An 18,147-nucleotide genomic window follows, 5' to 3' on the forward strand; every position below is an offset into this window, starting at 1 on the left:
ATATGGATTAATAGAACCCAGCCAGAGAAGGCAATTCCCAATCCAAAATCTAAAATCTAAAATCCAAAATGGCATTAGCTATTTTATTTTTGCTCTAATTACCTGACAACTAAGGTAATATACGTATTATTTGGCTTGATTTAGCTGTAAAACAACAGTCTACGATCAGATTAGAAGCCAATAATATTGATTTTGAGGCCGCAATTTATGATAAAATTTTGGGGAAAAACAATAGTTTTTTTCTTTACAACAATCATCTTGACAATTCTGCTAAGTTCTCATGAACTAGTACTAATAGCTGAAGCACAATCTTCTACACCAACACCAACAGCTGCTAGATCGTTTACCAATATAGCTTATCCTAATAGGTCATTAAGTGCTTCTCCAGCACAGCTACCACCATTACCTTATGCTTATGGGGCACTAGAAAAAGCTATTGATGCTGAAACGATGAAATTGCATCATGATGCACATCATGCCACCTATGTCAAAAACTTAAATGACGCATTGAAGCAATATCCAGATTTGCAAAAAAGAAGTGTTGAAAGTTTACTACTGGATTTGAACAGCGTACCTGAAGATATTCGGACAAAGGTACGTAATAACGCTGGTGGTCATCTCAACCATACGATTTTTTGGCAACTGATGAGTCCCCAAGGTGGAGGAGAACCATCAGGAGCGATCGCTCAAGAAATTAACCAAACTTTTGGCAGTTTTGACGCCTTTAAAAAACAGTTTAATGCAGCGGGTACTACTCGTTTCGGTAGTGGTTGGGTTTGGCTAGTACGTAACCCCCAAAATCAACTCCAGATTGTCACTACAGCAAATCAAGATAACCCGATTACGGACGGTTCATATCCGATTATCGGTAATGATTTGTGGGAACATGCTTATTACCTGAAATATCGCAACCGTCGGGCTGAGTATTTGAATAATTGGTGGAATGTGGTGAATTGGCCGCAGATTAACAGGCGATACCTTTCCTCTGGAACGCCACGCCAACGGTAAGCTTCTCTTCTTTACGAGAGGCTGCGCGTAGCAAGATCCCCATAGGGATATAGCAATACTATCAAGAATGCCAAACCGCTTATAGACATCTATACAAAGCTACCTCCATAGGTAGCTTTGTTTTAGATAGGTTCTAAATCCCCGTAACATAATTACGAATTACGACTTGTTAAAGAGTGCTGTTTATAACGCACTATACATAGTAGAACAATTAACAATATAAGCGCTTTCATCATTGATGGCTCAACTACTTTCCTCACTTCCGTAGGGGGTTTAGGAGTAACATTACACGGAATTTCCATGATCTGTGTGTGATCGGAACCATTACCACTAGGAGTGAGATCGCATTCACCTTTGTTGGTGAGAGACAAAGGTGTATTTGTTGGAGAAGGTGTATTTGTTGGAGAAGGTGTATTTCCTAAAGAAACTGATGATTTAGCTGAAGAACTATCACCACTCAGTAGTAGAAGTAGAATTAAACCAAGACCTGCAACTCCGATTATTGGCCCGAGTGGAAATGAATCAGAATTGTTGGGTGTCAAAACATCTCCCTCAGAACCAGGGAAAGCATCGAAAGCAATTGTTTCTCCATCCAAGGGTGCTGGATTGTCACTTAGTAAAGTATCTCCGGCGATATCTTCTCCTAAGAGCTGATTAAATTCTTGTGGAATCCCGTTATTGGGGCGTCCGAGTTCCCCACCGTCTTCGGAGTATGGAAAGGACAGTACTTCAAAAATCTTCTGTTGGAGTTGGTTCTGATCTCCAGAACTCAATGCATCCAAGCCTGTAGAGATTTTATCTAAATAAAAATTTGTCATCTCTGGCGATAGACCTAGAGATTGAATCTGCTCATTAATGTTGGGAATTTTCGAGGCCTCTTCAAACAGCAGTCGTCCGTATGACAATTTTAGGTCTAGTAACCCACTACGGAGGCTAACTGAGTTATCGACTCCTGAGTACGGTGCCCAGTAGAACTGCTTAGTTACAAGTCCGAGTCCTTCTACTGGATTGCGACCAAAAGGTTGTCCAAGAAGGTATTGAGATCCATCCATGATTGTGGGAGATGCGTTTCTCCAAAATGAGGCGTAAGGTACCGCAGAGAGATTAGGATTATTGCCGTAGAAGCTAGCGAAATTCTGAAAGTTTTTTTCACCACCAGCTGCTCGCATCAGGAGGTTTTGATAACTAGTTCCGTTATTTAACTCCACTAATTGTTGGATTACCGATCCTGTTTTATTGCAGGTCAGACCAAATCCCACATCACATGCAGGAATGACTCGCATCTGGTTCAAATTCTGGTTATTGAGTTGGTACTGGAGATACTCAGACTCCAGTCCTTGTTGGATACCATAGCGTCCAACATTTAACTGTGCAAAAGCAGATTGACATGTAGTAAGTACTACTGCAACAGATGAAAATGCGATCGCTGCAAACCGACTCGCTTTCGACATCGCAATTCTTTGAACACTTGATTTAGGCAAGATGCACCTCCACTAAACGACAACGATTTAATTGGGGATTAGGGATTGGGGATTGGGAATTAGCTGGTTTGAGAAATGAATGAGTCTTTGATGTGAATACTTCAAGTTCTATCTCCCCTAGTCCCTAGTCCCTAGTCCCCAGTCCCCAGTCCCCAATTCAACTCTTAGGTAAATAAATGTTGATCGTGATTCCTGTACCTTTGAGATTTCCTGATGAGAGTGAGTGATATAAGACCAATGCCCGGTTTGGTTGGTCGAAAAGAAACCCCCGACGTGTGGGTTTTATCTTCCCTTGCTTTACTAAGGAAACGAAGGCTTCTAAATATCTACGAATACCTTGACGGTTCTCTTGAGTAGTATTCGTATGATGCTCAATCAGCATCATAAAGAAGTCCAAACTACGATTTTCCTGCCCCTGAATCAGACTCCCCTCATCGAGGAAAGAGCTTGCTATAAGCCTGTTATCAACTTGTTTAACCTTAAATAGAGTAAAGTAACGCCCTTCTTTTTTAGGATCGTTCGCATAGCAGACCCAAGAACCCTCTTTATTCTGTGTAAAACCCTGTTCAGCAAGGTAAGAAAGTAAAGAGTTATTTGTCTTAGTTTGTGGTGGAGGCAATAAGTCCTCAATGGGATCTAAAGAGCAAATCCTCTGTGTTGCTTTCGGTTGAGAAACAGCATGATTCTCCCGGAGACGGACGCGTAGAGGTCTGTCATCAGCCATTGCCATACTAGACATCGCAGCCAGCAGAGATACTTGGAGAGCGATCGCTCCAAACAAACTAACAATGATATTCATGTTTTTCCTGTTACTCTTAGTTACTTTGTTAATAATCGATTTTTTACTAAATCAAGATTGATCTAGCAGTCCTAAATCATTTGTTGAATTTAAGTATTTGTCTCATTTGGTAGAGGTAGCTTAAGTTTTCACCAATCAAATAGAACTTTTATATACAGGTAACTAAATACAAAAATAATCAATATCTAAATAAAACACACAATACGCATGTATCGTTGACAACAAAAATCGGGCTTTTTGATATTTTTACATATACAAAAAACAGTTGACATTGTGTCAAAATTTTTCTATTTACTCTTGTCTAATTTTTTGCCATTCCAAAAGTTTTTTATGCCTTTTTAGCTGGCTGATATGATTCCTAAAAAGGCTTTGTTTAGCTCTTTAGTATCTTGTATAAGCAAAATCTCAAAAGCTCCATGCCTTGCAGATTGGTGCTTTCGTTGATTTCCTGGATAGGTCGAATAATTTTTTGTTCTTTGGAAGCAGCACATTTAACTAGCTGTTTCAGCATGGTTGCAATTTGATGTATAAAATAATATCTCCCTGACAGTAAAATAATATTACCATGAGCTTGAGACGTGCAACAGTATTGTGGACAGTTATCAAAGTTGTACACTGGGAATTGTCACCACCTCTTCATTAAATTTCATGGCAAATAGACCAGATATAGAGGTTAAACACATCTAAATTACTCTTGATCGAAACCAACCCTAAGAAGCAACAAAAAATCAGTATTTCCAGTTTTATTTACTTTTCAAGCCTCAAAGCGATTACTAAGCCGGGCTACGACAACGCTAAAATCTTTGTCGGTAAGCAAGGATTAATGAGATTATTATTGGACTTATTGAGAATATTTTAATCTTATTGACATTGTGCGATCGCTCTTTTTAACGAACCACAGAGGCGCAGAGGACACAGAGTAAGGAGAGAGCGATCGCACACTGGAGATTTTGTAGGCGATCACTTTTCTGAAAGCTCCGCCAAGGACGTTATTGGCGTACTTTTTGAAGACCAATTTTTTGAATTATTATCAACTCTTATTTTTAGCTTAAATCCTTGAAAAGCTGGATCAAGATTATATTCTGATGTAATAGCTTTGACAAATTCTTCAATTTGTACTTTTCTGTTTTTTGAAACTATATCACGCTTTTCATTAGGAACTGATGCTGCAAAAGTGAAAACTAGCCAAGCTTTATTCCAAATAAATGCTCCTAATTTTTCTGTCAACAAGCTTATTGTTCTTTTTTCTTCTGGACGGAATCTTGTTTCATCTAAGCGAGAAACATAAATTAATGTATCGATTGTATTCAAATCAACACTATTAATAATCAAATCTAAATATTTTTTGTCGCATTCTATATCATCTTCTGCTAAACCAGGCGTATCAATCAAGCAAATATCACCTAAATGGCTAATATGATCATAATGCCTAATTAGTTTAGTACAAGCTTCATATTTTGAGGTTTCAGCAATAGATTTGCCAACAACTGAGTTAATGAAACTTGATTTTCCAACCCCAGTACGTCCAACAATTAAAAAATTACGCATTTCTACGACGGTCTAGCTCCATCCATAGTCCCACTGCGGAACCTAGTAAACCACCAACTATTATTCCTCCTGGTCCAAATATTTGACCAACAACTGCCCCACCATAAGCCAATCCCCCAATCAAAAGTTTATTAATCTTTTTGTTAACTTCAGCCTTTTGCTTATCATCAAGATCAATTCTTGCTTCACCTGAAGATGAAGTTAAGCTGTCTTTCATTGCTGCTGCAAAGGGTAAAGAACCCGATTCAGATGCTCTCATAAAAACTTTTGTGAAAAATTCTCCCAGCCATGTTTTTCCATCAGGAGTTGTCTTACTTTGATTATCTACTGCAACTGAAGGAATTTTATCAGCTTTATCTTCTCCAATGTATTTAGCAATTTCATGTCGGATTAATTCTGTTCTTTTCTCTAAAGCTTCTTGATATCTTGATGCAGGGACAGAGTTCGCAAACGTAAAGACAATAACAGAATAGTCCCATACTTTTGTTCCCAAGTTTTCTGAAATTAGTTTAATACCTCGTTTTTCATCACTCGTAACTCTTGTTTCATCCAAACGGCTTACAAACAACATTGAATCCATTTGAGTTGTTTTTGAATTAATTAACTCCAAGTATTGTTGATCATTGCCAACTTCTTCTAGCTCATCACATAAACCTGGAGTATCAACTATTGCAAGTTTTAATCCATTTATTTCATGTCTATATAATGTAGCTGACATGGTTGTTGCTTCGTAGTCACCGACTTTAGCTACTTGGCTACCTAAAAGGTTATTGATGGTACTAGATTTTCCAACACCTGTACGACCCACAAGTACAAATAAAAACTTCTTCTCAATTATTCTTTTAACCTTATCTTTTAATTCTGTGCTGATTAGTGGTAAGCCATCAATTTCTCGACAGAGATTTTCTACTGATTCAGTTTTAGCACGTTCTTCATATATCCTCATGAGAAAAAGTTCCAAACCAATCTTAGTAAGAAGATCCCCCAAGACTCCAGTAAATCCAAGTACTGCAATCCCTCCAAGCATACCAGCCGGACCACCGAGAAATGCTAACGCTGATACGATAGCAGCCCCGCCAGCAAGACCTGTAGTTGCCATCACAATCACAAGTATTACACCTGGTAATCCCATAGCAACAACTTTTCTGATAACTTCATCCATAATGCTATATTTTCAAGAACGGGAGTTCAAGTATAACTTATGACTTTTATTTTTACAAAAATCTAGTTATTATTATTTAGTAGCAGAAAATACTTAGTAGCTTAGAAAAAAATTGCCTCAGAAGCATCAAACCCCCAAGGCAAGCTAACTCTCTAAATTCTTTACTCCGCGCTCTCTGCGTCTTGGCGGTTCGTTAAAGTTGCTTCACTTCCGAAACCAACTTCGCCACCATATCCTTAGCACTACCAAAAAGCATCGTCGTCTTATCCTTGTAGAACAACTCATTATCTACACCAGCAAAACCCGTACTCATCCCGCGCTTAATTACAATCGTCTGCTTCGCCCGATCTACTTCCAAAATTGGCATACCATAAATTGGGCTATTTGTATCACTCCGCGCCGCCGGATTTACCACATCATTTGCCCCAATTACTAAAGCCACATCCGCTTGCTCAAACTGGGGATTAATATCATCCATGTCGTATAACTGCGTATAAGGCACATTTGCCTCCGCCAGTAATACATTCATGTGCCCCGGCATTCTCCCAGCAACGGGGTGAATGGCATACTTGACATCAACACCCATCCGTTCCAACTGATCCGACAATTCACGGACGCTATGTTGCGCTTGGGCAACTGCCATACCATAACCAGGTACAATTACCACAGAACGGGCATAACCCAACATCATCGCCCCTTCTTCAGGATCGATGCTGCGGACGGTTTGATCGATCGCACCACCACTAGCAGCAGCACCACCAGAACTAGAACCTGTACCAAAAGCGCTGAACAGCACACTAAATAAGGAGCGGTTCATCGCCTTACACATAATCTCGGTGAGGATTAAGCCGGATGCTCCTACCAAAGCACCAGCGATGATTAACATATTGTTCATCACCACAAATCCAGCCGCCGCCGCCGCCACACCTGACAAGGAGTTCAACAGCGAGATTACTACTGGCATATCGCCGCCACCAATGGGGATAACGAACATCACGCCTAGCACCAATGAAACGCCAACCACTCCCAAGAATATGGGTAAGCTATCTGGTGTGATGATTAAGTAAGCACTACCTACTATATAAGCACCCAGAAGCAAGAGGTTAAATGGTTGCTGGAATGGAAATGTAATCGGAGAACCGCTAATTAAACCTTGCAATTTGGCAAAGGCGAGAAAACTACCGGTGAAGGTAACACCACCGATTAACACGTCCAATAGCATGGAAATGTTGACATCAAGAGGTATCGCCTGAGAACTATCCAATAATCGCCAAAATTCGGCAACGGCTACTAATGCCGAAGCCGCACCGCCCAAACCGTTGAGCAAACCCACCATTTGGGGCATTTCGGTCATTTGGACTTTGTAGGCAACGATCGCACCAATCAGCGATCCTATAGCCAAGCCCAACAATATCATCTCGTAGTTCAACACGTGTTGATCCAGCATTGTTGCCACAATTGCTAGTAGCATCCCCACAGCCGCTACAATATTACCATTTCTCGCTGTAGCAGGCGATCCCAGCTTTTTCAAGCCCAGAATGAATAACGATGCAGCGACTAAGTACGTCAGCTGAATGCCAGTTGGTAAAAAGTCGCTCACGCCTTAATCTCCTTCTTCTTGAACATTTGCAACATTCTGTCTGTCACTAAAAAACCACCCACAACGTTGACTGTTGCTAATACCACAGCAATCAAACCAAGAATTACCGACACATTCGTTTCTCTAGCACCAGCAGCAACTATTGCTCCCAGTACCGAAATGCCAGAAATCGCGTTTGAGCCTGACATTAAGGGCGTGTGTAAAGTCGGTGGGATTTTGTTGATGACTTCAAAGCCGATAAAAGATGCCAAAACAAATACAAACAAAGCAGCAAGTAATGCCTCTGTCATGAAATCAAAACTCCTTGTGTAAATGGGCATTGGGCGATTCAATTTTGGATTTTGGATTTTAAATTTTGGATTAAATTTCAATCTAAAATCTAAAATCTAAAATTCTTACTCCTTACTCCCTAATTAACTGCTGGTTGTTGAGTATTCAAAGCCTGTAGCGCATCCCGCACTCGTTGATTGCGAATTTCACCTGCATGGGTAACGCAAGCCGCATCAACGATATCGTCGCTAAAGTCCACCTGCAAAGCTTTGTCTTTAATTAGCAGTTGCATCAACGAAGTTACGTTCTTGGCATACAATTGGCTGGCGTGAATTGGCATCGATGATGGGAGATTGATGGGGCCGATAATTGTTACACCATTCCACACAATATCTTTGCCAGGTTCGGTACAGGCGCAGTTACCACCTTGTTCAGCGGCCAAATCTACAATCACTGAACCAGGTTTCATTTGTGCCACCATTTCTTCTGTAACTAGTCGTGGTGCTTGTCTCCCAGGTACTTGAGCGGTGGTAATCACCACATCAGAATTCTTAATGTGTTCGGCGACAACTTCTTGAGTGCGTTGTTTGCTAGCCTCAGAGATTTCCTTGGCGTAACCACCTGCGGCGACAGTTTCTTCGTCTAATTTAACTTCAACGAATTTTGCCCCTAAGCTTTGCACTTCTTCTTTAACAGCAGGACGGATATCAAAGGCTTCTACCACTGCTCCCAAACGTCTGGCGGTGGCGATCGCTTGCAATCCGGCTACACCAGCGCCCATAATAAATACTTTCGCTGGTGCGATCGTGCCTGCGGCTGTGGTTAACATCGGGAAATATTTCGGTAATGCAGCTGCGGCAATTAATACTGCCTTGTAACCTGCTAATGAAGCTTGCGAAGACAAAGCATCCATACTTTGCGCCCTGGTGGTACGAGGGATCATCTCCATACTCAAGGCTGTGACTTTCCGATTTGCCAATTGCTGCGCCACAACCGGATTCCCTAACGGATTGAGGAAACTGACTAATACAGCCCCTTCCTTTAACAAGTCAATTTCTGAGCGTCCATTTTCTCGTTCTTGCGGTGGACTGACTTTCAGTAAGATATCTGTTTCGCCCCATAATTTGGCAGTATCGCTGATGATTGTAGCTCCTGCTGCTTCATAGTCAGGATCGCTGAAAAATGATCGCTCTCCTGCACCTGTTTCTACCCACACTTCCAAACCTTGTTTTACCAATCGGGCAACGGTGTCAGGAATTAATGCCACACGACGTTCACAAACTTCAATTTCTTTAGCAACAGCTATTCTCATGAAATCTCCTGAAGATAAATACTTAATCTCTGCTAAGTAAGCGATTGTCTAGACGATGGGTGTCTTGCGCTCATAGTACTTAGGCAGCAATATCAGCCATGAATTTTACTTGTAGATTGAACCTTGAATTTTTCCTCTCCCACTCTTAGCTCTTTAGGCAAAGCCTCACTTTGCCGCTTGCAGATGTCATATTTTCAGATAGTTGCAAACAGGGTTACGTATTGCACATCCTAAATTGATTCCCAAATTTTGCATCTTTATCTTCAGCTTGTTTTCGGGATTGAGAAATTTTGGTATTCCTTTCTTATAGAGTAATATTGACCGAATTTTGAAAGCTTGATAATTTCCCAATCAAATTTTAATGATTACGACTTTCATTCCAACTTATTTTAATCAATCTATCTCAACTTAACTGGCGATCGCTGATGGCGCGGCTCAATTTTTATAACAAAATTATCAAATTTAGATACACTTATACATATTTAGAAATACAATCTAATCCCAACTGTGTTTCTATCTAGTTCAAATTTGACCAACTAAATTAATCAAATCAAGACTTTACAAGGGAATGAAGTAAATTTAATATCCTATGTCCAATCTAATACTAAGTAATTTTACTATCAACCAAACTTTGGGGGAAATGGCACTTTTTATCACAATTAAACGTCCATTGTCAGGAAGTCAGTAGTAAAGTTTAGTAAAGAATACTAACACACAGTTATTTTAGATAACAGATTTATCTTTTGGTAAGAGGAAGCCTGATTATGCGACGTTTACTTTCTGCTTTAGCCGTGACTAGCTTTTTGGTTACTGGATTACCAGCCCTGACTTGGGCGCAAAGTTTACCTGGATTAACGCTGTTTAGCGGCATCAAAGGCGAGAATCAGCTGCCTTTTCGGTTAGATTTTGGTGGACAAGCTAATGGTTGGGATCGATACATATTGAGGATTCCAGCCCAAAAAATGAAATTGGCAGTTGGTCAATTTGCCATTACCTACCCTGATTATTACAAAGGAATTTTTGACCCGAAAAACATTGAAGTCCGAGTCAAAGACAAAGCCGTTAAGCTTTCGGAAGTCAAGTGGGACAAAGAAGGTAAGCTGATTAATATTTTTCCCGAAGAGCCGGTGCCAGCAGGTAGTAAGGTTGAGGTAGTCTTATCTAACGTACAAAACCCACCCTTCGGTGGAGTTTACTATTTTAACTGTCAAGTCCTCTCCCCTGGCGATGTACCACTGCTGCGTTATCTGGGAACATGGATTGTGAGCATCAGTTAGGAGCAGGGAAGAGGCAAGGGGGCAGGGAGCAGGGAGCAGGGAGCAGGGAGCAGAGAGCAGGGAAGAAGAGTTTTCCCCTCAGCAAGAGCAGCACCCCCCCCCTCTGCCTCTTCTCAATGCCCCATCCCCAATTCCCAATTACCTAAAAAAGTGATACAATTAGAGATTGTGAGTTTTTATAAAAATCACCTAAGAGGAGAACAGTATGAAAAGAACACTGGGCGGTACTAGCCGTAAGAGAAAAAGAACCTCTGGTTTTCGCGCTAGGATGCGGACACCAGACGGCAGAAACGTGATTAGCGCCAGAAGAAGAAAAGGGCGTCACCGTTTGAGCGTTTAGGGAATATCAAGCTAAAAGAGCATCTGTGGCTTTGCCCAAAGCAAATCGGCTAAAATCCCGAAAGGATTTCCAGGCAGTTTTCCGGGAAGGAATTCGGCGTCATGGCTCTTATTTAACATTAAGAGCCTTAAAACCGCTGCATTCAATCAAACCTGCATTAGACACTGCCACTCAGACTACACAAGCAACTGACTCAGCACATTTTGCCAGCACGCGGATTGGAATTTCCATAAGCACAAAAGTCAGCAAAAGGGCAGTAGTTCGCAACCGAATCAAGCGGCAAATTACTGCTGCCTTACACAATTTACTACCAAAATTATCACCGGGATGGCGGCTAGTGGTCATTGTCAAACCCACAGCAGCAGAATCTAAGTGCGTAAGCCCACAATTTCTGCAAGAATTAGAGCAGTTGTTGGCACAAGCTGAGGTGTTCGATGGGAATTCGTGAAGATGTTTATTATGAAGGTGGCCCCCACGTTGGGGATTTAATTATCAACCTGTTGATTGGTCTAACTGTTGTTGGCATACCATTAACAGTCGGGGCAATTGTCAGGGCATTGTGGCTGCGTTTTCGCATTACCGATCGCCGAATTACGGTGATTGGAGGTTGGCAAGGGCGCGATCGCACTGACGTAATTTATTCAGAAATTGTCAAAATTGTCAAAGTCCCCCGTGGCCTTGGCTTTTGGGGAGATATGGCCATCACCCTAAAAAATGGCAGTCGTCTCGAATTACGTGCAGTTCCCAATTTTCGGGAAGTCTATGACTACATCAATGAAAGAATTGCCGCCAAAAATCCCGAATATGTCGCCGCTGCCAACAAGTGATGAGAGTGGGGAATGGGGAGTAGGGAGTAAGGAGTAGGGAATAGTGAATGCAAAATTTACTCATCTCAAATCTAAAATTCCGAACTTCTCAATTACTAAAAACTTCATACCACTCCCCACTCCCCACTCCCTACTCCCCTATTTGGAATGTGCGGCTATCCGTAGCGAAAGATAGTCGCCGACAAATCATGTATTTAGATAAATTAGATTCAGTTTACAGTACCTCAGGTTGAATTCAGAATAATGGATTTTGGTATCGGCTTTCTCTCGAACAACGTGATGCTGCCAATCATAGATTTTTTCTATGGTATAGTGCCTAGCTACGGATTAGCGATCGTTGCTTTGACCTTGATAGTCCGCTTCGCGCTCTATCCCCTGAGTGCTGGCTCAATTCGCAACATGCGGAAGATGCGAATTGTACAACCTCTGATGCAGAAGCGGATGGCAGAAATCAAAGAGCGCTATAAGGATGAACCGCAAAAGCAGCAGGAGGAAATGGTCAATGTTCAAAAAGAATTTGGCAACCCCTTGGCAGGCTGTTTTCCATTACTAGTACAAATGCCAGTCTTATTAGCGCTGTTTGCCACTTTGCGGGGTTCACCTTTTGCAAGTGCAAGCTACAGCGTTAACCTGCAAATTGTTCCCGCAGAACAAATCGAACAAATTCAACCGCAAGCCTTTGCTACTGCTCCTCAAAATATTTACGTTGCCGATGGGGAACACGTTAAAGTAGCTGCCATCATTCCCAGCGGTACCAAACTAGCGGTGGGAGAGCAAACCAAGATACAGTATCAGACTACTGAAGGCAAACCATTTCAGGTGCTTTTAGCAGAACACCCAGAAAATAAGCTGATTCCTGATTGGAAAATTACCAAAGGTGAAGATAAGATAAAAATTGATGCCCAGGGCAATGTAGAAGCCTTGCAACCGGGAGAAGTTAGCATTCAAGGAACAATTCCCGGACTAGCAGCAGAAAAAGGCTTTCTATTCATTGATGCCTTAGGCAGGGTTGGCGCACAAGATCCAGACGGTACAATCCACTGGGATATCGTCGCCATGATTGTCTTTTTTGGAATCAGCCTTTATGTTAGCCAAATGCTTTCTGGGCAAAATTCCAGTGGTGGCAATCCGCAGCAGGATACAGTTAACAAAATCACTCCCGTCATCTTTTCTGGGATGTTTTTATTCTTCCCCCTGCCGGCTGGAGTGCTGATGTATATGGTGATTGGTAATATATTCCAAACCGCACAAACTTATCTTCTCTCCCGCGAGCCTCTACCAGAAGAACTGCAAAAAATCGTGGAAACCCAGGAGAAAGAAGTCGCAGTTACAGAACAAAAGGCACTCCCATTTGAACCAAAAAGTGCCAAGAAAAAGGCTACAGGGGGATCATGAGCAACATTTCGATGCAGCGAGGTCAGCAGTGGTTAAAAACACTGCTAGAACTCACTGGAATACCATCTGAGATTCAGGGTCATTTAGAAACTGCCCAATCTCAAGATGGCGATTCCCCAGAACCAGATAACTACTGGTTGACAATTGACCAAACTAATTTAACCTCAGAACAAATCCAGGTATTAATTGGTGCTGATGGTTCTGTACTAGATGCGATTCAGTATCTAGCAAATTCGGTTCTAAACCTCAGTCAACCCCCAGAGGAACAAGCCTCTTACACCATTGAGTTGAATGGCTACCGCGTCAAAAGAGAAGCCGAAATTCGCGCATTAGCAGAAGCAGCAGCCGATGAAGTGCGCTTTTCTGGTAGAGAAGTGGAAATCAAATCTCTTAGTTCTGCTGAACGTCGCCAAGTCCATACCTTCTTGAAGGAATTTGGAGATTTGGAAACCTTCAGTCGGGGTAAAGAACCGCATCGTCATCTGGTTGTCCGTCCAGCTTCCTTGGAAGGAGTTGAGGGTTAGGAGTCGTTCAATTTTGGATTTTAGATTTTAGATTTTAGATTTTTTATTCAATCCAAAATCCAAGTTGCGCTGTAAGCGCACCAAAGGTGCGAACCAAAATCTAAAATTGTCAGAGTTATGAGTTAATTGAAAACTCATAACTATATAATTTCAAAATTTCTCTTGTTCTTAAGAGATAAAATAAAGATGTATTATCAGTATAATTGCTGATAATGAAGATAAATTTTAGTGAGGATATCTCACGAATCCTATGGACGCAATTTATATTCCGCAGCTAACTCAAGCCCCGGAGCGGACAGAGGAAGTTCAGGTTAATGAATTTCTGCCTGGTCTGGAAACCTTGACGCCAGTTCGCGGCCACGTGCGCGTGCAGCATCATGGTAATTACTTGCAAGTGTCTAGTCAGGCAGAAACAATTATTACTTGTACCTGCAACCGCTGTTTGCAGCAATACAATCGACGTTTAGGGCTTGATACGAAAGAAATCATCTGGTTAGACGAAACTGCAAATCAGGCAAATGACTTACCCTTAGAAAGGGAAGTGGTTATGGAAGAGTTGCTGGAAAGTTTACCGCCCGATGGTTATTTTTATCCCAACGAATGGCTGTATGAGCAGATGTGCTTGGCAGTACCACAACGGCAACTATGCGATCGCAATTGTCCAGGTATTCCTGTAAGTAGTACTGTTGATAGTTCTGATAGTCCTGAAACTCCGGTTGATAACCGTTGGGCTTCTCTGGAAGCTTTGAAAAAGCAACTTCCCGGACAGTAACGTAATCTAGTACTTTTCTCAGTTAATTTATGAGATTTATATAGAACCCGATTTCTTGAAGAAGTCGGGTTTCTAATTTTTTCGCATAAAATTTGGTATATCTAAATATTTTTTTATAAAAGAAATTTTTAATATTGTAAAATCCTAAAATGCATTCATAAGATAATTGATACAAAATGTTTATTTCCAAGCTTAAAGTATTTAATTACAAGTCATATCTCGATTCTGGTGTAATAGAATTTACTCCAGGGATCAATATAATTGTTGGACAAAATAATTCAGGGAAAACTTCTTTACTTGAAGCACTTACACTAAATTTTGATAACCAACCACATTTAAGTTTAGAAACGTTACCAGATAAATCCTCAATAATAAAGGAGCAATCAATAATTGAGGTTTATTTAACCTTAGAAAAAAAAGAATTACGGTCTTTCATACAACAAAGTACGTCTCCAGTTGGAATTCATGCATCACCAGAAATATACTTTAATGACGAAGATAATCCACGCGAACGTCATGAGATTTCATTAAGGCATAATTTTGAAATATTTAGAGATTTTTTAGATAATCCTGAGCCTATAGAAATAAAATTATCTATAGCTCCTGCTTTTAAAATAGATAATAGCAGTCTAGAAAATTTGTTAACATTTAATCACCGATTATCATATTTGCCTAATAGTTCATTGGAAGAGTATAAGGACATATTTTATCAGCTTAAATATGATATTAATAAAAAACTAAACCTTGATATAAACCATAGTGGTTTTGAATATGATGATGGTACTTATAATTATTACGAGGCAGATATTAATGGAAGTATTGGGTTTAAAATTATTAATTATTTCGTACAAAAAATATACCGATTTAAAGCTGAACGTTTAATCATAGGAAGTTGCAGTTTTCAAAATAACCCTGAACTAAAATCAGATATGTCTAACCTGGCTGAGGTTCTCAGCATATTACAAGGAGGAAATCCAGAACGTTTTAGAAGGTTTAATGATTCCGTTTCGAGTATTTTGCCACAAATAAAAGCTGTTTCTGTTCGACAGAAAGATGATTCAATAGTTGAAATCATGATATGGACAATAGATCCTAAGAGTGAAAGAGATGACTTATCATTCCCACTTGAATCATGTGGAACTGGAGTAAGTCAAGTTCTGGTAATTTTATGCATTTTGATTACCTCTGAAGATCCACGCACTATCATTATTGATGAACCACAATCATTTTTACATCCAGGAGCAGCAAAAAAACTTATAGAAACTCTTAAACAATTTCCACAGCACCAATATATTATTGCTACTCATTCGCCAGAAATTATCGCATCTGCGAATCCATCTACTATTATCAAGCTCCAATATCAAGATTGTCAAACAACTGCATCAGTAATAAATACAAAAGAGATAGAGTCACAAAATGAAATTTTAACTGAACTGGGAGTTAGGTTGTCCGACGTTTTTGGTGCTGATAATATTCTCTGGGTGGAAGGACAAACTGAGGAGAAATGTTTTCCACTGATATTGGAGAAAGTTGCAAATAGACAATTAAATGGCACTAAAATTCTTGCTGTTAAGAATACAGGTGATTTAGAAGGAACACGCGCTAAGATTATATTTGATATTTATAACAAGCTGAGTGAGGGAGCAAACCTATTTCCACCTGCCATTGGATTCTTATTGGATAGTGAGAAGAAGACTGAAGAAAATAAGCAGGTTTTGCGAGAAATAAGTACAAAGCCTGTTGAATTTCTCTCTCGGCGTATGTATGAGAATTATCTACTTGATGCTCAAGCTATATCAGAGATAATTAATGAAGAAGCTACATGGCTAGAAACGCCTATCAGACTTACTCAGGTTCAGGAATATCTTGACAAAATCAAACAGGTAGAACAGGAAAAATCCTATCTGCCTCAAGGTGGAAAAAGAGAAGAAGTTTCAGATAATAATTGGTTATCTAAGATTCACGGTGCAAAGATACTTTCAAGTATATTTCAAGAATTCGGTGAGAATAAATTGGAATTTAGAAAGACTAAACACTCTAAAAAGCTTACAGAATGGCTAGTTGAGAATAAACCTGATTTCTTGTCTGAATTGGCTAAAGAATTAGGAAATTTTTTACATAAAAGTCAGTAGTTATTTTTATACTGATTATCTAATCCCAATTACCACAACCGAGCGATCGCTCACCCTTGAGGAATATCTCACATAGAGCGATCGCACTGGCAACTGCTATAGAACTGGTAGATGTTGGTTTTTTAGTTGTGATAGGTGATACAAACCTGAACAATGAGAGAAGAACTAATAACCACAGCTAAATATGAACTTCCGTGAAGAGTTTAAACTGCTGCTACGCGCCCGCTATCCTTTAATTTATATTCCCACTTATGAGGAGGAACGGGTAGAAGCAGCTATCCGAGAAGAAGCAACCAACCAGGGTAATCGCCCAGTGTATACTTGGGATTTTGTCGATGGGTACCAGGGAAACCCCAATGATGTTGGCTTTGGGCGGCGTAACCCGTTGCAAGCTTTAGAATTTATCGAAAAATTACCAGCTTCGGCACCTGCGGTATTGATTCTCCGAGATTATCATCGCTTTTTAGATGATGTAGCGATCGCTCGCAAACTCCGCAACCTGTCCCGACTCCTCAAGTCGCAACCAAAAAATATTGTCCTACTATCACCACGCATCGCCATCCCTGACGACTTAACGGAAGTGCTGACAGTCGTCGAGTTTCCCTTACCCGCCGCCCCAGAAATTAAAACTGAGGTGGAACGCTTACTGCAAAGTACTAGTAACTCCCTTTCTGGCAAAGTTTTAGATGACTTAGTACGCTCTTGTCAAGGGCTTTCAATGGAACGGATTCGCCGAGTTTTAGCAAAAGCGATCGCCACCCACGGAGAATTGCAACCAGAAGACGTGGATCTGGTTTTGGAAGAAAAGCGCCAAACTATCCGCCAAACCCAAATCTTGGACTTCTACCCCGCCACTGAGCAAATTTCTGATATCGGCGGACTCGATAACTTGAAAGACTGGCTGATTCGCCGGGGAGGCTCATTTACTGATAAGGCGCGACAGTACGGATTACCGCACCCCCGTGGTTTAATGTTGGTGGGTATTCAGGGAACTGGTAAATCGTTAACAGCAAAAGCGATCGCTCATCACTGGCATTTACCCTTACTACGTCTGGATGTGGGCAGATTATTTGGTGGTTTGGTGGGTGAATCAGAATCTCGGACTCGGCAAATGATCCAAGTAGCTGAAGCCCTCGCCCCCTGTATTTTGTGGATTGATGAAATAGATAAAGCTTTTGCCGGACTTGGTAGTAAAGGGGATGCCGGAACAGCTAGCCGTGTGTTTGGCACTTTTATTAACTGGCTAGCCGAAAAAAGCTCACCTGTGTTTGTCGTCGCCACTGCCAATGACATTCAAGCTTTACCGCCGGAAATGCTCCGTAAGGGGCGATTTGATGAAATTTTCTTTGTGGGTTTGCCCACTCAAGAAGAGAGAAAAGCAATTTACGATGTTCATTTATCCCGATTGCGTCCCCATAACTTGAAAAGTTATGACATCGACAGGCTAGCTTATGAAACGCCTGATTTTTCTGGGGCAGAGATTGAGCAAACTTTAATCGAAGCGATGCATATTGGATTTAGCCAAAACCGCGACTTTGCTAACGACGATATTTTAGAAGCAGCAAGTCAGATCATACCCTTGGCGCGAACTGCTGTAGAGCAAATTCAGCAACTCCAAGAATGGGCGGCGGCTGGGAGAGCGCGTTTAGCATCGAAACACAGTCCTTTAAGCGAACGCCTCCGACGTACTACGTGATAGA

General features: G+C 40.9%; 18 protein-coding genes. 10 read left to right on the forward strand and 8 right to left on the reverse strand.

Features of this window, described 5'->3' with window-relative positions:
* The first annotated feature begins 207 nt into the window (after positions 1–207).
* Positions 208–1,008 (forward strand): superoxide dismutase, encoded by an 801-nt coding sequence (locus V7L07_RS08040; RefSeq protein ID WP_335056669.1) that lies wholly within the window; start codon positions 208–210, stop codon positions 1,006–1,008.
* 152 nt (positions 1,009–1,160) lie between these two features.
* On the opposite strand, the gene V7L07_RS08045 is transcribed toward V7L07_RS08040, so the two are convergent.
* From V7L07_RS08045 to V7L07_RS08075, 7 genes are all read right to left on the reverse strand, one after another.
* Positions 1,161–2,489 carry a hypothetical protein gene (locus V7L07_RS08045; protein ID WP_335056671.1) on the reverse strand — a complete coding sequence of 443 codons (1,329 nt, stop codon included), beginning with the start codon at positions 2,487–2,489 and terminating at the stop codon, positions 1,161–1,163.
* 157 nt (positions 2,490–2,646) lie between these two features.
* Positions 2,647–3,288, reverse strand: coding sequence for a hypothetical protein (locus V7L07_RS08050; RefSeq protein ID WP_335056673.1), 642 nt, complete (start codon positions 3,286–3,288; stop codon positions 2,647–2,649).
* Positions 3,289–4,248: 960 nt separating this feature from the next.
* Positions 4,249–4,836, reverse strand: coding sequence for a GTPase (locus V7L07_RS08055; RefSeq protein WP_335056675.1), 588 nt, complete (start codon positions 4,834–4,836; stop codon positions 4,249–4,251).
* Positions 4,829–5,998, reverse strand: coding sequence for a GTPase (locus V7L07_RS08060; protein WP_335056677.1), 1,170 nt, complete (start codon positions 5,996–5,998; stop codon positions 4,829–4,831). Before V7L07_RS08060 ends, V7L07_RS08055 begins: the two co-directional genes overlap by 8 nt.
* Before the next feature lie 193 nt (positions 5,999–6,191).
* The gene (locus V7L07_RS08065; RefSeq protein ID WP_335056679.1) at positions 6,192–7,598 is read right to left on the reverse strand and encodes an NAD(P)(+) transhydrogenase (Re/Si-specific) subunit beta; all 1,407 of its coding nucleotides are present in this window, start codon (positions 7,596–7,598) and stop codon (positions 6,192–6,194) included.
* Positions 7,595–7,888, reverse strand: a complete 294-nt coding sequence (locus V7L07_RS08070; protein ID WP_179066403.1) for an NAD(P) transhydrogenase subunit alpha — start codon at positions 7,886–7,888, stop codon at positions 7,595–7,597. The genes V7L07_RS08065 and V7L07_RS08070 overlap by 4 nt, the downstream gene beginning before the upstream one ends.
* Positions 7,889–8,007: 119 nt before the next feature.
* Positions 8,008–9,180 carry a Re/Si-specific NAD(P)(+) transhydrogenase subunit alpha gene (locus V7L07_RS08075; protein ID WP_335056681.1) on the reverse strand — a complete coding sequence of 391 codons (1,173 nt, stop codon included), beginning with the start codon at positions 9,178–9,180 and terminating at the stop codon, positions 8,008–8,010.
* 764 nt (positions 9,181–9,944) lie between these two features.
* Between V7L07_RS08075 and V7L07_RS08080 the strand changes: the two genes are divergently transcribed.
* The 8 genes from V7L07_RS08080 to V7L07_RS08115 all read left to right on the forward strand — a co-directional run bounded on the left by V7L07_RS08080 (position 9,945) and on the right by V7L07_RS08115 (position 16,447).
* Entirely contained in the window at positions 9,945–10,457 is a 513-nt protein-coding gene (locus V7L07_RS08080) for a DUF2808 domain-containing protein (RefSeq protein ID WP_335056683.1), read from the forward strand.
* A gap of 205 nt (positions 10,458–10,662) precedes the next feature.
* Positions 10,663–10,797, forward strand: coding sequence for a 50S ribosomal protein L34 (gene rpmH, locus V7L07_RS08085; protein ID WP_094327629.1), 135 nt, complete (start codon positions 10,663–10,665; stop codon positions 10,795–10,797).
* 25 nt (positions 10,798–10,822) lie between these two features.
* The gene (gene rnpA, locus V7L07_RS08090; protein WP_335056685.1) at positions 10,823–11,245 is read left to right on the forward strand and encodes a ribonuclease P protein component; all 423 of its coding nucleotides are present in this window, start codon (positions 10,823–10,825) and stop codon (positions 11,243–11,245) included.
* Positions 11,232–11,624 carry a PH domain-containing protein gene (locus V7L07_RS08095; protein ID WP_179066406.1) on the forward strand — a complete coding sequence of 131 codons (393 nt, stop codon included), beginning with the start codon at positions 11,232–11,234 and terminating at the stop codon, positions 11,622–11,624. Before rnpA ends, V7L07_RS08095 begins: the two co-directional genes overlap by 14 nt.
* Positions 11,625–11,867: 243 nt before the next feature.
* Positions 11,868–13,019 carry a membrane protein insertase YidC gene (gene yidC, locus V7L07_RS08100; RefSeq protein ID WP_335056687.1) on the forward strand — a complete coding sequence of 384 codons (1,152 nt, stop codon included), beginning with the start codon at positions 11,868–11,870 and terminating at the stop codon, positions 13,017–13,019.
* Positions 13,016–13,543 carry a Jag family protein gene (locus V7L07_RS08105; protein WP_335056689.1) on the forward strand — a complete coding sequence of 176 codons (528 nt, stop codon included), beginning with the start codon at positions 13,016–13,018 and terminating at the stop codon, positions 13,541–13,543. The genes yidC and V7L07_RS08105 overlap by 4 nt, the downstream gene beginning before the upstream one ends.
* 250 nt (positions 13,544–13,793) lie before the next feature.
* Positions 13,794–14,315, forward strand: coding sequence for a YceD family protein (locus V7L07_RS08110; RefSeq protein WP_335056691.1), 522 nt, complete (start codon positions 13,794–13,796; stop codon positions 14,313–14,315).
* 176 nt (positions 14,316–14,491) lie between these two features.
* Positions 14,492–16,447, forward strand: coding sequence for an ATP-dependent nuclease (locus V7L07_RS08115; RefSeq protein ID WP_335056693.1), 1,956 nt, complete (start codon positions 14,492–14,494; stop codon positions 16,445–16,447).
* 19 nt (positions 16,448–16,466) lie between these two features.
* Here the strand turns inward: V7L07_RS08115 and V7L07_RS08120 are convergent, their stop codons facing one another.
* Positions 16,467–16,601, reverse strand: a complete 135-nt coding sequence (locus V7L07_RS08120; protein ID WP_335056695.1) for a hypothetical protein — start codon at positions 16,599–16,601, stop codon at positions 16,467–16,469.
* 30 nt (positions 16,602–16,631) lie between these two features.
* Between V7L07_RS08120 and V7L07_RS08125 the strand changes: the two genes are divergently transcribed.
* The gene (locus V7L07_RS08125) at positions 16,632–18,143 is read left to right on the forward strand and encodes an AAA family ATPase (RefSeq protein WP_335056697.1); all 1,512 of its coding nucleotides are present in this window, start codon (positions 16,632–16,634) and stop codon (positions 18,141–18,143) included.
* The last annotated feature ends 4 nt before the right edge of the window (positions 18,144–18,147 follow it).

It is taken from the genome of Nostoc sp. (genome assembly GCF_036916985.1).
GTDB lineage: Bacteria > Cyanobacteriota > Cyanobacteriia > Cyanobacteriales > Nostocaceae > Nostoc.

What these genes read in the sequence shown, in the direction of transcription:
- V7L07_RS08040 (WP_335056669.1), top strand. Translation starts at nt 208, where the DNA reads ATGATAAAATTTTGGGGAAAAACAATAGTTTTTTTCTTTACAACAATC.
- V7L07_RS08050 (WP_335056673.1), bottom strand. Translation starts at nt 3,288, where the DNA reads ATGAATATCATTGTTAGTTTGTTTGGAGCGATCGCTCTCCAAGTATCT.
- V7L07_RS08055 (WP_335056675.1), bottom strand. Translation starts at nt 4,836, where the DNA reads ATGCGTAATTTTTTAATTGTTGGACGTACTGGGGTTGGAAAATCAAGT.
- V7L07_RS08060 (WP_335056677.1), bottom strand. Translation starts at nt 5,998, where the DNA reads ATGGATGAAGTTATCAGAAAAGTTGTTGCTATGGGATTACCAGGTGTA.
- V7L07_RS08070 (WP_179066403.1), bottom strand. Translation starts at nt 7,888, where the DNA reads ATGACAGAGGCATTACTTGCTGCTTTGTTTGTATTTGTTTTGGCATCT.
- V7L07_RS08075 (WP_335056681.1), bottom strand. Translation starts at nt 9,180, where the DNA reads ATGAGAATAGCTGTTGCTAAAGAAATTGAAGTTTGTGAACGTCGTGTG.
- V7L07_RS08080 (WP_335056683.1), top strand. Translation starts at nt 9,945, where the DNA reads ATGCGACGTTTACTTTCTGCTTTAGCCGTGACTAGCTTTTTGGTTACT.
- rpmH (WP_094327629.1), top strand. Translation starts at nt 10,663, where the DNA reads ATGAAAAGAACACTGGGCGGTACTAGCCGTAAGAGAAAAAGAACCTCT.
- V7L07_RS08095 (WP_179066406.1), top strand. Translation starts at nt 11,232, where the DNA reads ATGGGAATTCGTGAAGATGTTTATTATGAAGGTGGCCCCCACGTTGGG.
- yidC (WP_335056687.1), top strand. Translation starts at nt 11,868, where the DNA reads ATGGATTTTGGTATCGGCTTTCTCTCGAACAACGTGATGCTGCCAATC.
- V7L07_RS08105 (WP_335056689.1), top strand. Translation starts at nt 13,016, where the DNA reads ATGAGCAACATTTCGATGCAGCGAGGTCAGCAGTGGTTAAAAACACTG.
- V7L07_RS08110 (WP_335056691.1), top strand. Translation starts at nt 13,794, where the DNA reads ATGGACGCAATTTATATTCCGCAGCTAACTCAAGCCCCGGAGCGGACA.
- V7L07_RS08115 (WP_335056693.1), top strand. Translation starts at nt 14,492, where the DNA reads ATGTTTATTTCCAAGCTTAAAGTATTTAATTACAAGTCATATCTCGAT.
- V7L07_RS08125 (WP_335056697.1), top strand. Translation starts at nt 16,632, where the DNA reads ATGAACTTCCGTGAAGAGTTTAAACTGCTGCTACGCGCCCGCTATCCT.